Here is a 13,196-nt window from a genome sequence, read left to right as displayed (position 1 = left end):
AAGCCTTTTTTTATGCTTTACTCTCAACAATTAAGGTAACAGGGCCATCATTGATCAGTTCAACATCCATCATGGCGCCAAACACTCCTGTTTCCACGGTAATACCTTTTTGGCGGAGCATGCTGTTAAATGTTTCATAAAGCTCTACAGCCTGCTCTGGTCTTGCCGCTCCCATAAAGTTAGGTCTTCTTCCTTTGCGGCAATCCCCATAAAGTGTAAATTGGGAAACGGAAAGAATTTCACCGCCCCTTTCCAGAAGGGACAAATTCATCTTTTCCGCTTCATCCTCAAAAATTCGCATATTTACGATTTTATCGGCTAAATAAGCCGCATCCTCTTCCTTGTCATCATGGGTAACTCCAACAAGGAGGACGAGCCCTTTTGTAATTTGCCCAGTAATCTCGCCGTTAACTGTAACTTTGGCAGCTTTACTGCGCTGAACAACAACACGCATTTTTGAAACTCCTTAATTCATGATTCGGCGGACTGAATATATATCAGGGATTTGTTTGATCCTTTCAACAACCTTTTGAAGGTGGCTGACATTGTGAATCGCAATTGACATAATAATCGTCGCCATTTTATTTCGGTCAGATTTGCCGGTTACAGCAGAAATATTTGTTTTCGTTTCATTGACGGCTTGAAGTACCTCATTCAAAAGCCCTCTACGATCGTAGCCGCTGATTTCGATATCGACATTATATTCTTTTCGGTCATTTAAAGAAGATTCCCATTCTACCTGGATTAATCTTGACTGTGCATCATTAGAATCAATGTTCGTACAATCCGAGCGATGGACGGATACGCCGCGGCCTTTCGTAATAAAGCCAACGATTTCATCCCCTGGCACCGGATTACAGCATCTTGATAAACGAATTAACAGGTTATCAATTCCTTGAACACGGACCCCTGATTCACGCTTCTTGGTAGAAGGAAAGGCTTTTAAATCCGTTATCGCATTGGTTATACTGGCTGATTGCTCTTGATCCCGCTTTTTCCGCCATTTCTCGGTTAAACGGTTGGCCACCTGCAGGGCAGTTACCCCATTATAACCAACGGCCGCGTACATATCCTCTTCACCCGTAAAATTAAACTTTTCCGCAACCTTTTTCAGATTATCAGGCGTTAGAATTTCTTTAATATCAAACTCCATCGCTCTGATTTCTTTTTCAACAAGCTCTTTGCCTTTATCAATATTTTCATCGCGGCGCTGCTTTTTAAAGAAGGCACGTATTTTATTTTTCGCTTGGGAAGTTTGTGCCAGCTTCAACCAATCTTGACTTGGACCATAGGAATGCTTGGAAGTGAGAATCTCGATGATATCCCCTGTCTTCAACGTATAGTCAAGCGTCACCATCTTGCCGTTCACTTTTGCCCCTATCGTTTTATTGCCAATTTCAGAATGAATGCGGTATGCAAAATCAATAGGAACTGAACCGGACGGCAATTCAATCACATCGCCCTTTGGTGTGAACACAAAAACCATATCGGAAAACAAATCGATTTTCAACGATTCCATGAATTCTTCAGCATTCTGCGTATCATTTTGGAATTCAAGAATTTCTCTGAACCAGGTTAATTTTTGCTCAAAAGAGGAGCTATCACTAATCGCCTTACCTTCTTTGTATGCCCAGTGGGCCGCAATCCCGAATTCCGCAATTCGATGCATTTCAAATGTCCGGATTTGCACTTCGAGTGGGTCACCTTTTGGACCGATAACAGTCGTATGCAGGGACTGATACATATTCGGTTTAGGCATCGCAATATAATCCTTGAAACGTCCAGGCATTGGTTTCCAGCATGTATGAATGATGCCGAGTACCGCATAGCAATCTTTAATACTGTTAACAACGATTCGGACAGCAAGCAAATCATAAATTTCACTGAATTGCTTATTCTGTAAAGCCATTTTCCGATAAATGCTGTAAATATGCTTTGGTCTTCCAGAAAGATCAGCTTTTATAGATACCTCGCCCATCCTATTTTTAACTTCATCGATGACATCTTCTAAATATTGCTCCCGCTCGGCACGCTTCTTTTTCATTAAGTTAACAATCCGGTAATATTGCTGTGGATTTAAATACCTTAAAGCAGTATCCTCCAGCTCCCACTTAATTTTAGAAATACCAAGACGATGTGCTAAAGGGGCAAATATTTCAAGTGTCTCATTTGATATCCGACGTTGTTTCTCTAGAGGAAGATGCTTCAGTGTTCGCATATTATGCAACCTGTCAGCAAGTTTAATCAGGATTACCCGGATATCCTGCGCCATTGCCACAAACATTTTCCGGTGATTTTCAGCTTGCTGCTCTTCGTGCGACTTATATTTAATTTTCCCTAATTTAGTTACCCCATCGACAAGCATAGCCACTTCCGCATTAAAGGCCACTTCCATATCCTTTAGGGATACATTCGTATCTTCAACAACGTCGTGGAGAAAACCAGCGGCGACTGTCGCCGGATCCATCTCAAGGTCAGCTAAAATCCCAGCAACCTGAATAGGATGGATAATATAAGGCTCGCCTGATTTTCGATATTGTTCACGATGAGCATGCTTGGCAAATTCATACGCCTTTTTTACAAGCTCCACATGCTCTTCATTTAAGTATTTTCTAGTCTTGTCGATGACTTGGTCGGCTGTTAACACTTGATCATTCGCCATGAAATCACCTTTATTTTCATCTCAATTTTATATATATATAAATGTCATCCTAAAAAAATAGTTCCTAAATAAGAATGATTGTTACTATTATCGAAAAAAATAGCAAAGATGTAAAGAGATTGTGAGATTTTTTCAACAATTTACGAAAAAAATGTCGATTTTCATTATATAAAGAGAGCACCCGCTTGCGGAGTGCCCCCTGTTAATAATTAATACTGCATTAAAGTTAAAATATCATAACCCTCTAGCTTGCTCCTGCCTTCTAAATAAGTTAATTCCACTAAGAAAGCGATACCAGCTACAACGCCGCCAAGCTGTTCTACTAATTTGATGGTTGCGTCAATTGTGCCGCCTGTTGCTAATAAATCATCTGTGATAAGAACGCGTTGGCCTGGCTTAATGGCATCCTTATGAATGGTTAAAACGTCGCTGCCATATTCTAAGCCATAGTTGACTTTAATGGTTTCTCGCGGAAGTTTTCCTTCTTTACGGACTGGAGCAAAGCCTATTCCTAGAGAATATGCAACTGGACAGCCAATAATGAATCCTCTTGCTTCTGGTCCAACAATTAAATCGATATTTTTATCTTGGGCATAGGCAACAATCTGGTCTGTTGCATACTTGTATGCCTCGCCATTATTCATTAAAGGGGTAATGTCTTTAAACTTAATTCCCGGTTTTGGGTAATCTTCTACGATTGAGATAAATGGTTTTAAGTCCATCCTTTTACTGCCTCCTCAATTTTAACCGACTCTTGAATGACTTCGTCGAACCAGCTCTTTAATTCCTGAAAGGATGAAAACAATAGATCTCTTTCAAGAGCATATTGTGCTTGTTTTAATTGATAGGTTCTTGAGTCAGTTAAATCACGCTTTTGCGCTGATCTTTGTAAAGTAATAAATCCATTGTTTATTGTAACAAAATCTAGTTCAGAAAACACCTTTGCCATAAAATAAATCGTTTCTTTTGACCAGCCTCGCTGTTTGGCAATATCATCACCATAGCGTTTAAGGTCAATCGGACCATTTTTTAACAGGAACGCATAGAACCATTTAAAATGATCCCGATTAGGAATGGTGCTGAAAAAATCACTGGATTCTTTATAGAAATAGGCATAAACCCTCGCAGGATTCTTCCCATTCAACAGTCGAGCAACAATTTCCTTTGATGGGGGAAGGTCGACCAATACGATGTTTGCATTTTCACCATCGAATGCTTTGGCTTCCTCCATATCTTGAATGAGTATAGTCTCCAGTTGAAGTTGCGCAGCTATTTTTTCAGAATGATCTTTGTTAAAAATAATGACTTTTTTATTTTCATTTGGAACCATTTTGACAATACTATTGATCCGCTTTTGTCCACGATAATCGAATAGCTGCCACGACTGAATAGCTACATCTTGGATAAAAATTTGTGGTTTACGTATATTGTTCCATTCATTAACCGATAATTCTCCAATTAAAGAAATTTTTGAAGCTGGAGAAATGTGATCAGCCAAAGGACCTAATCCAAAACCAATCCCATCCAGAGTAGCACCATTATCGTTCACTAAAATTTTCAAATGGTTTTGATCACTGCCAATTTTTCTAATACTGGCAATATCAACATTATTGATTAAAACCTTGGGCTTGGAGTTATCCATTCCAAAAGGAGATAAAAGGTTTAATTCCTCTAGTGAAGATAAATGGATGTCTTCAAGTCGGACTTCCTCATCGAGATAGGTTACAGGGACAAAATCTTCATCCGTCAACAATTCATCTGCCAAAAGGTTTAACCTATTGCGAAGCTCATCCACATCCTCAAGCTTCAAGGTCATCCCTGCTGCCATTGGATGTCCTCCAAAATGGGGAAGAATATCCCGGCAGGAAGATAAATTATGAAAAAGATCAAAACCGGCAATACTTCGTGCGGAGCCTTTTGCTAAGCCTTTTTCACGGTCGAAGCTCAAAACAATCGTTGGTCGATAAAACTTATCCACGAGTCTGGAAGCAACAATACCAATGACCCCGGCATTCCAGCCTTCCTTACCAATAACAAGAACTTTATTTGTTTCGATTGGATAATTCTTTTCCACTTCTTCAATTGCTTCAAGCGTAATCTCATTAACGATTGCTTGCCTCGTTTTATTAAGGCTGTCCATTTCAAGCGCTAAACTCTCTGCTTCATCCGGATCATCTGTTAAGATCAGCTGTACTGCTAAATCAGCATCCTCCAGGCGGCCGACAGCATTAATCCTTGGAGCCAGTGTAAAACCAATAGTTTCTTCATTTATCGTCAACGGGTCTACCCCAGCTAATTTAAAAATGGCTTTTAACCCAATGTTTTCTGTGGTCTTTAATTTTTCAAGACCCTTTTTCGCAATCAGGCGATTTTCTCCTTTTAATGATACTAAATCAGCAATGGTCCCGATTACGGCAATTTCAAACAAATGTTCAGGCAGATGTCCATATAAGGCATGGGCTAATTTAAATGCTACACCGACTCCAGCCAGCTCCCGAAACGGATAGGTGCTATCAGGCAGCTTTGGATGAATAATCGCAAGTGCTTCAGGTAAGACCGGTCCAGGTTCATGGTGGTCGGTAATAATAAGGTCAACGCCCAGCTCTTTTGCCATATTTGCTTCATGTATGGCAGATATTCCAGTGTCAACAGTTATGATTAATTTTATACCACTTTCAGCGGCACGTCGAAAAGCAGGTTCGTTTGGTCCATATCCTTCTGAAAAGCGATTAGGGATGTAAAATTGAACATTTGCCCCTAAATCACGAAGAGTTATCATTAACACTGATGTGCTGCTTACACCATCAGCATCATAATCTCCAAAGATAAGAATGGGTTCTTGCTTGTAAATGGCTTCACGAATTCTACTCACCGCAATGTCCATCCCTTTTAACAAATAAGGGTCGTGGAATTCATCCTTTCCAAATAAAAAATACCGTGCAGAATCAACGGTATCCAATCCACGATTGACAAGCAGCGATGCAACTAGAGGTGTAATTTTTAATTCATTTGCGAGCATTTGAACAAGTGGGTCATCGGATTCACGAACAATCCATCTTGTTTTTGACTTTAACATTAGTAGATCACCCCTCAGACCTTCTTATTATACAGGAGCAGGATGAAGCTTTCAATCAAATTTGAAAAGCGCGCTTCCTCTGCGCGGCGTATGGCCTGGAGCACTCCAACTGAGATAAAGGAAACACGAAGAGCGGCAGCGATTCGATGTTGACTTATCGTAGGGCGGAGAGCGAAGGACACTAGCCGCTGGGCGCTGGAGCCAGACAAGAAAAACCGCAGAATATCTGCGGTTTTCTAAATATTTAAACTTGAGGCTGATCGGAATACTTTCTTTTTTCTTTAACCGTTTTAATAACGCCTTTCTTTTTGAGCTCTTTACATTTCAGTACATACCATAAAGACCCTGCGATAAAGATGGAAGAATACACACCTACAATTAATCCCACGAACAACGCGATAGAGAAATTAAGGATGGATGGACTTCCAAAAATCATTAAGCAAACCACAGTAATGAGTACTGTTAAGACGGTGTTAATAGACCGGGTTAACGTTTGGCGAATACTTACGTTCACGACTTCGGCAATATCCTCAACCGTTTTAAGACGCTTTTTCTTGCGCATATTTTCGCGAATTCTATCGAAAGTGACAATCGTATCATGGTTGGAATAACCTATGATGGTCAGTACCGCCGCAATAAATGTCAAATCTACTTCCAGTCTTGTAATACTAAAGATTGCAATCATGAAAAAGGCATCATGAAGGATAGCGGCAACGGCAGCAATCGCCATGTATGCTTCAAAGCGAACAGATACATAGAGAATAATACCAATTGATGCAAACAAAATTGCAAAAAAGGCATTTTTCGCCAGTTCTTTACCTACTGTCGGAGAAACTGTGCTGACATTCGGCTCATAACCAAATTGCTTTTTGAAGTCCTCTTTTAAATCAGCAATATCATTTTTAGACAGCACCCCGAGCATTCGGACTGCGCCAATTTGTTTCTTATCACCTGAAATGACAATATCATCAGGTGTTATATGATGTTTAGTAAAAGCAGCTTCCACCTTTTCAGTGGTTAAAGGCGTATTAGATTGAACTTCAATACGTGTACCACTTGAAAAATCAATTCCTAAATTCATGCGGAAAATAGCGAGAATGATAATACCAACTACTAGCAGCACACCCGATAATGCAAAAATTGGTTTTCTCAATTTGACAAAATCAATTTTATCGAACCTTGTTGGGAGATTGACTGTATCGATATTTTCGGTAAGAGATCTGATTTGTGATTTCCGTACAGAAAACCAGCCTGGTTTATCCTTCAAGAAACCACTGTGTACCCAAAGTCCTAGTAATAACCGTGCACCGTAAACGTTGGTTAGGAAGCTCATAAGAACACTCACGATTAACATGGTCGCAAACCCTTTTACCGAGCTTGTCCCATAGAAGAATAATACACCAGCGGTTAAGATGGTTGTTAAGTTTGCGTCAAGAATCGCAGTAAACGCATGCTGCTCACCAGCTTGGAAAGCTGACTTAATGGTTCTGCCCACTTTAAGTTCTTCTCTAATCCGTTCATACGTAATAATGTTGGCATCGACGGCCATACCGACTCCGAGAATGATCGCGGCAATTCCCGGCAAAGTCAGGACTCCATTCATCCAATCAAAAATCAATAGAACGAGATAAATATAAATCGATAACGTAATGGTTGCAATGAAACCTGGAAAGCGATAATAGAAAAGCATAAACAGATAAATGATGATAACACCGATGATTCCCGCTAAAATCGTGTCATGTAAGGCTTGCTCTCCGAATTTAGCTCCGACAGAAGTAGAGTATACCTCTTTAAGCTTTACTGGTAATGAACCCGCATTCAAAAGAGAAGCCAAGGTTTGAGCTTCTTTTGCGGTGAAGCTGCCTACAATGGAAACCGTATCTTGATTGAAGATTTGTTTTACTGTTGGGGCAGACAAATACTTCGGATTCGGCTTTGTTACTTCCGTTTTAAAAGAATCTTTTCCTTCTTCAAAATCAAGCCAAATAACAAGGACATTTGGATTCATATTCATAATTTCTTCAGAAACCTTACGGAATTTATCCGCACTCTTTAATGTTAAAGATACGCTTGGATTTCCATTTTGGTCAAAGGTTTGCTTCGCACCGCCCTGCTTTAAGTCAGCCCCGTCCATCATCAGACGATCGTTGGCATCACGGAAGGATAAATTAGCCTGTGTAGACAAAATTTCCCGGGCTTTATTTTGGTCCTTCACTCCAGCAAGCTGAACACGGATTCGGTCCTTACCCTCAATTTGAATGCTTGGTTCGCTCACTCCAAGGACGTTAATCCGCTTATCGAGTGCCTCAGCTGTACTTGCCAAGACTTCTTTATCAATCTTTTGACCTTTTTTCGCTGGTTTTACCTGATATAAAACCTCAAATCCGCCTTGGAGGTCAAGTCCAAGCTTCATATTGTTTAAGATGTTTTTCGTTGTTGTTCCCATTGTGCTTCCGAGAATCAGAACCACAAGTAAGAAAGCAATAATTCTACTGCGTTTTACCATTATGTATTGTTCCTCCTTAGTGCGTGTGCATAGCACTTTTACATACAATTCCTATATAAAAAATAATAAAAAAGTCACTTCTATCATTATGGAATAAGTAAGAAAGTGTGTCAATTTACAAATTATTTCAGCAGCTCTTTCCATTCATTTTCATCATCAAAAGAGAACTCATTTGATTTAAAGGCTTCAATAGTTGCAAAGTTCATATAATCACTAACTTTAACTGAGAGGATTTCTTGGATCATTTCGTACAGTTTCATTTCATCCTTTACCTTTTTCCACTTTTTCTTTATTAAAAAATCCCAAAGCTCCTTTTCTGTCACAGAGTCAATTCCTAGTAAGCGGAACTCAAAAAGTTTACTTCTTAAAGCCGGCTGTACTTGGGTCCGAAAATGATCAAATTTATGGCTATTATCCATTCTACTACCCCCTGATAGAAGTCCCTAAAGTTAATGATCCTTTGCAAAAAGCCGATACAACTTGTCATGCTTTGTCCACTATGATGCATATAGTTAATTGTATATGATAACGCCTATTTTGAGAAGGTGGGAAGTGGAATGTCGAAGTTTTTAAGAGGGACCTTTATCCTATTAGTGGCTGGATTTATTACCAGGGTCCTTGGATTTATTTATCGAATTGTTTTAGCTCGCAGCATCGGTGAAGAGGGCGTTGGCTTATATATGATGGCTTATCCTACGTTTATCCTCGTGGTAACGATTACACAGCTGGGTCTTCCAGTTGCCATTTCTAAAAATATTGCCGAGGCGGAGGCACGGAAAGATTATGCAGAAATAAAAAAAATCCTTGTCGTATCTCTTGCCATCACCATTGGCCTCTCGATAATTATTACACCTGTCTTACTTTTCCTTGCACCAGTACTATCCAATACACTTTTCACTGACAAAAGAACGTATTATCCATTAATCGCGATTGCGCCTGCACTGCCAATCATCGCGATATCATCTGTTTTAAGAGGATACTTCCAAGGGCGGCAAAACATGCGGCCCTCTGCCATTTCTCAAATACTTGAACAGCTGGTAAGAATAACGCTTATCGCAACGGCAACAAAAACCTTCCTCCCCTATGGGGTTGAGTATGCAGCCGCAGCCGCCATGGCCGCTTCCGTATTAGGTGAGTTACTATCATTAGTTTATCTGTTGACCATGTTTAAATTAAAAAAGAGATTTAGACTAAGGAAAGACTTTTTTCAATTTGTTCATAAAGGAAAACGGACCTTTACTGAATTAATGGAAATCGCATTGCCTACTACAGGAAGCAGAATGATTGGATCATTAGCTTGGTTTTTCGAACCAATTGTTGTGGCCCACAGCTTAGCCCTAGCAGGTGTTCTTGCGATGGATGCGACGAAGCAATACGGAGCCTTAACCGGTTATGCTATGCCGCTGTTAATGCTGCCTTCATTTGTTACCTTTTCTTTAGCCACTTCACTTGTTCCAGCAATTAGTGAAGCTAATTCTAAAAATAATCATAAATTAATTGAATACCGACTACAGCAAGCATTACGGTTTGTTTTTTTATCAGGTGGACTGGCAGTCATCATCCTCTATGTTTTGGCCAGCCCGCTCATGGAGCTCATGTACGGCTCCACGAAGGGCTCTTATTTTATTCAAATTATGGCTCCGTTCTTTTTGCTTTATTATTATCAAGGCCCATTACAGGCTGTGCTGCAGGCTTTAAATCTTGCAAGAGCGGCGATGATTAATAGTCTCATTGGAGCTGTCGTAAAAACAGCTGTCATCTTTTTGCTCGCTTCACAGCCAACCTTTGGAATTACCGGAGCAGCTCTTGGGATTATCGTCGGTTTTGTTTTAGTAACTGTCCTTCATTTTGCCACAGTAATGAAAAAGGTTGCCTTCTCCTTTTATATTCACGAATATGTGAAAGGATTTATCGTCATGGGGGCCTCGGGATGCATTGGCTATTGGCTATTTGAGAATCTTCTCTTAAAAGAAGCGCTAACGCTTCGGGTTTTAATTTCGATTTTAGGGATGTGTATATCGTATTTTATTATGTTGATTATATTCGGTCTTCTCAAAAAAGAAGATCTACAGCGAATTCCTTGGATACGAAACTTTTTTATTTTTCGATAAGAATAAATGGAGACACGCTAGTTTAGAGCGTGTCTCCTTTTATTCGTCCTGTAAATCAATAAAGAATTTCCCGTTTTCATAGCTGCAAAACGATATCTTTTTCACATCGCGGTAGCCCTTTTTTTTTAATTCCTGGCGCAGCCACAGATTGGTTTTATTAATTCGTTTTAAATTTTCTTCCTCGATAGAACCATCGATTATTAACGGGATGGTGATATCTCCTTGCTTTGGTGCCTCATTGCTATTTTTTAATTTTTCAATCACGGACAGACTTCCCGAAGATTCTAGAATTGCAAACTCTACATCAGCGATGCTGCGGATGTCTTTTTCTCGTAATTGGGTCATTAAATCATCAAAATTGTAACGCTGTTTGCGCATGGCGGATTCGTCTATTTTCCCCCTATTAATAATAATGCTTGGCTTTCCATCAACTAAATCACGAAATCGTTTACTTTTTAAAGAAATAAGCGCCATGATGATTTGAATGAACATTAATAAAACCATGGGTACAATTGCATGCTGCAAGCGAACATTCGGTCTCTCAATGGCAACAACTGCCAGTTCACCAATCATAATAAAAACGACAAGATCGAGGATACTTAATTCACCAATTTCTCGTTTTCCCATCATTCGAAAGATGAGCAAAATGAGTACGTAAAAAAGAATTGTCCGAGACACAATCGTTATATATGCTTCCACTTCGTTCCGCCCCTTTTTTTACATTCAAAATTATTGTTTGCAGTTTCTAGCGGATAATTAGAGGAATAAAATACCAAACTTATTTAGCAAAAGTAATGAAATTTAATTCTACTTTTCCCCCATCAGGAATACGCTTGTACTAGGAAAGAAACTGTCTCTAAAGGCAAGTTGTCAGCCTTAAGGCGACTAAAGGGGGAGAGAAAAATCGAATCTAAAAGCTTTGGAACCTCAATCTTGTTTGGATTAATCTTTATCTTTGCATTCGCTGCTGTCTGCAGCCTGATTTTTGCGTTTATTTTACGATTTACGTCAGCACGGGAAGGATCGCTTCAATATGTGATTACGGCCTTATCATTTATCGCATTGTTTGGAGGCGGCTTTCTATCTGGAGGGAAACGAAAAGAAAAGGGCTGGCTAATCGGAGGAACAACAGGGCTTATTTATTCATTAATTGTTTTTCTGTTTCAATATTTGGGCTATGATCATTTGTTTAATGCCCAACAGGTTATTTATCATACTTGCTATACTTTAATTGCCATGATGGGTGGTATCTTAGGTGTAAATATTGCCACAAATAATACCCGTCATGCATAAATGATAAAAGGAAGCCACTTGATGCGGCTTCCTTTTTGTATTACACTTCTGCAGTTTTTGAGGATTCAGTTACTTCACGGATAGCATTGCGGTCATAAGTAAGACGGCTGCCATCTCCACATTTAATAACGACTTTACTCTCATCGATAGAATCGATAAAACCATGTAAGCCGCCAATCGTGACGATTTTATCCCCTTTTTTCAAATCACTTTGCATTTGACGAACTGATTTTTGACGCTTTTGCTGCGGTCGAATCAATAAGAAATAAAATAACACAAACATTAAAATTAATGGAATAAGTGTAGTCATGTTTTGCATCTTGTTTCCCTCCTTTCACAAAAAAATCTATTAGAAATTTTTCGCATTAGGCTTATTAAAGCCATATTGCTCAAAAAATTCTTCACGGAAATCACCAAGCCTGTCTTCCATAATAGCTTGTCTGACCTTCTCCATTAATCTTAACAGAAAATAGAGATTATGGTAAGACGTTAAACGAATTCCAAACGTTTCATCACATTTAATTAAGTGACGAATATAGGCTCTGCTATAATTTCGGCATGTGTAGCAATCACATTCAGGATCGAGGGGACCAAAATCTTTTGCGAATTGAGCATTTTTAACAACCAAGCGGCCTGAACTTGTCATTAGTGTACCATTTCTTGCAATCCTTGTCGGCAATACACAGTCAAACATATCAATTCCGCGAATGGACCCATCTATGAGTGAATCCGGTGAACCTACTCCCATTAAATAGCGCGGTTTATTGGTTGGTAATAATGGTGTAGTGAATTCTAGCACACGATTCATAACGTCTTTTGGCTCTCCAACGGATAATCCGCCCACCGCATAGCCTGGGAAGTCCAGCGAAACGAGGTCTTTCGCACTTTGACGGCGAAGGTCCTCGTATTCTCCTCCTTGAACGATTCCAAAAAGGCCTTGGTCCTCTGGCCGCTGATGTGCATTTAAGCAACGCTCGGCCCATCTAGAGGTCCGCTCGACTGATTTTTTCATATATTCTGGAGTTGCCGGATATGGAGGACATTCATCAAAGGCCATCATGATATCCGAGCCAAGGGCATTCTGGATTTCCATCGCCTTTTCAGGTGATAGAAATAATTTTTCCCCACTCATATGGTTGCGGAAATGAACCCCTTCTTCCTCAATCTTGCGGAATTCACTTAAGCTGAACACTTGAAAACCGCCGGAATCTGTTAAAATAGCCCGGTCCCAGTTCATAAATTTATGAAGACCGCCTGCTTCTCTGATGATTTCATGCCCAGGTCGAAGCCATAAATGATAGGTATTGCTTAAAATAATACCAGCACCCATTTCCTTTAAATCCTCTGGGGACATGGTTTTTACAGTTGCAAGCGTTCCAACCGGCATAAAGGCCGGTGTATCAAACGACCCGTGCGGGGTATGTACTCTTCCTAGCCGGGCCCCTGTTTGTTTACATGTTTTAATTAGTTCATAACGAATTGCTGTCAAATTGTTATCTCCTTCCTAAAGGCGGTGTGAGCAGAGCTAAGCAAAAACCTATTTAAAGT

11 protein-coding genes are annotated in these 13,196 nt (G+C 39.9%); 2 read left to right on the top strand and 9 right to left on the bottom strand.

All coding sequences use genetic code 11. The features are described 5' to 3' along the window. Window positions 1-10: 10 nt before the first annotated feature. From dtd to ABES02_RS17700, 6 genes are all read right to left on the bottom strand, one after another. Window positions 11-454 (bottom strand): D-aminoacyl-tRNA deacylase, encoded by a 444-nt coding sequence (gene dtd, locus ABES02_RS17725; protein WP_430137668.1) that lies wholly within the window; start codon window positions 452-454, stop codon window positions 11-13. Between the two features lie 12 nt (window positions 455-466). Beyond that, a complete protein-coding gene (locus ABES02_RS17720; protein WP_430137665.1) occupies window positions 467-2,662 on the bottom strand; it encodes a RelA/SpoT family protein in 2,196 nt (731 codons plus the stop codon). 209 nt (window positions 2,663-2,871) lie between these two features. Next, window positions 2,872-3,384, bottom strand: a complete 513-nt coding sequence (locus tag ABES02_RS17715) for an adenine phosphoribosyltransferase (RefSeq protein WP_430137662.1) — start codon at window positions 3,382-3,384, stop codon at window positions 2,872-2,874. After that, on the bottom strand, window positions 3,375-5,738 hold the full coding sequence (gene recJ / locus ABES02_RS17710; RefSeq protein WP_430137659.1) for a single-stranded-DNA-specific exonuclease RecJ: 2,364 nt from the start codon (window positions 5,736-5,738) through the stop codon (window positions 3,375-3,377). Before recJ ends, ABES02_RS17715 begins: the two co-directional genes overlap by 10 nt. A gap of 244 nt (window positions 5,739-5,982) precedes the next feature. Next, window positions 5,983-8,244, bottom strand: a complete 2,262-nt coding sequence (secDF, locus tag ABES02_RS17705; RefSeq protein ID WP_430137657.1) for a protein translocase subunit SecDF — start codon at window positions 8,242-8,244, stop codon at window positions 5,983-5,985. 122 nt (window positions 8,245-8,366) lie between these two features. Next, on the bottom strand, window positions 8,367-8,663 hold the full coding sequence (locus tag ABES02_RS17700) for a post-transcriptional regulator (RefSeq protein WP_430137654.1): 297 nt from the start codon (window positions 8,661-8,663) through the stop codon (window positions 8,367-8,369). Window positions 8,664-8,801: 138 nt separating this feature from the next. On the opposite strand from ABES02_RS17700, the gene spoVB reads away from it, so the two are divergent. Further along, window positions 8,802-10,355, top strand: coding sequence for a stage V sporulation protein B (spoVB, locus tag ABES02_RS17695; protein ID WP_430137651.1), 1,554 nt, complete (start codon window positions 8,802-8,804; stop codon window positions 10,353-10,355). Window positions 10,356-10,394: 39 nt separating this feature from the next. Here spoVB and ABES02_RS17690 read toward each other — a convergent pair whose 3' ends face one another. Continuing rightward, the gene (locus ABES02_RS17690; RefSeq protein WP_430137648.1) at window positions 10,395-11,054 is read right to left on the bottom strand and encodes a DUF421 domain-containing protein; all 660 of its coding nucleotides are present in this window, start codon (window positions 11,052-11,054) and stop codon (window positions 10,395-10,397) included. A gap of 234 nt (window positions 11,055-11,288) precedes the next feature. On the opposite strand from ABES02_RS17690, the gene ABES02_RS17685 reads away from it, so the two are divergent. Then, window positions 11,289-11,648, top strand: a complete 360-nt coding sequence (locus tag ABES02_RS17685) for a TIGR04086 family membrane protein (RefSeq protein WP_430137646.1) — start codon at window positions 11,289-11,291, stop codon at window positions 11,646-11,648. A 40-nt stretch (window positions 11,649-11,688) separates the two neighbouring features. On the opposite strand, the gene yajC is transcribed toward ABES02_RS17685, so the two are convergent. Together yajC and tgt are read right to left on the bottom strand one after the other, a co-directional pair. Further along, window positions 11,689-11,967: a preprotein translocase subunit YajC gene (gene yajC, locus ABES02_RS17680; RefSeq protein WP_430137644.1), complete on the bottom strand. Its 279-nt coding sequence runs from the start codon at window positions 11,965-11,967 to the stop codon at window positions 11,689-11,691. A gap of 30 nt (window positions 11,968-11,997) precedes the next feature. After that, complete coding sequence (tgt, locus tag ABES02_RS17675; RefSeq protein ID WP_430137642.1) at window positions 11,998-13,137, bottom strand: tRNA guanosine(34) transglycosylase Tgt; 1,140 nt, start codon at window positions 13,135-13,137, stop codon at window positions 11,998-12,000. Window positions 13,138-13,196: the final 59 nt, after the last annotated feature.

The sequence above is a fragment of the Neobacillus pocheonensis genome, assembly GCF_050477905.1.
Classification (GTDB): domain Bacteria; phylum Bacillota; class Bacilli; order Bacillales; family Cytobacillaceae; genus Neobacillus; species Neobacillus pocheonensis_A.
Note: the sequence above shows the minus strand (reverse complement) of the source record. Positions and strands in the feature narration are given on the sequence as shown.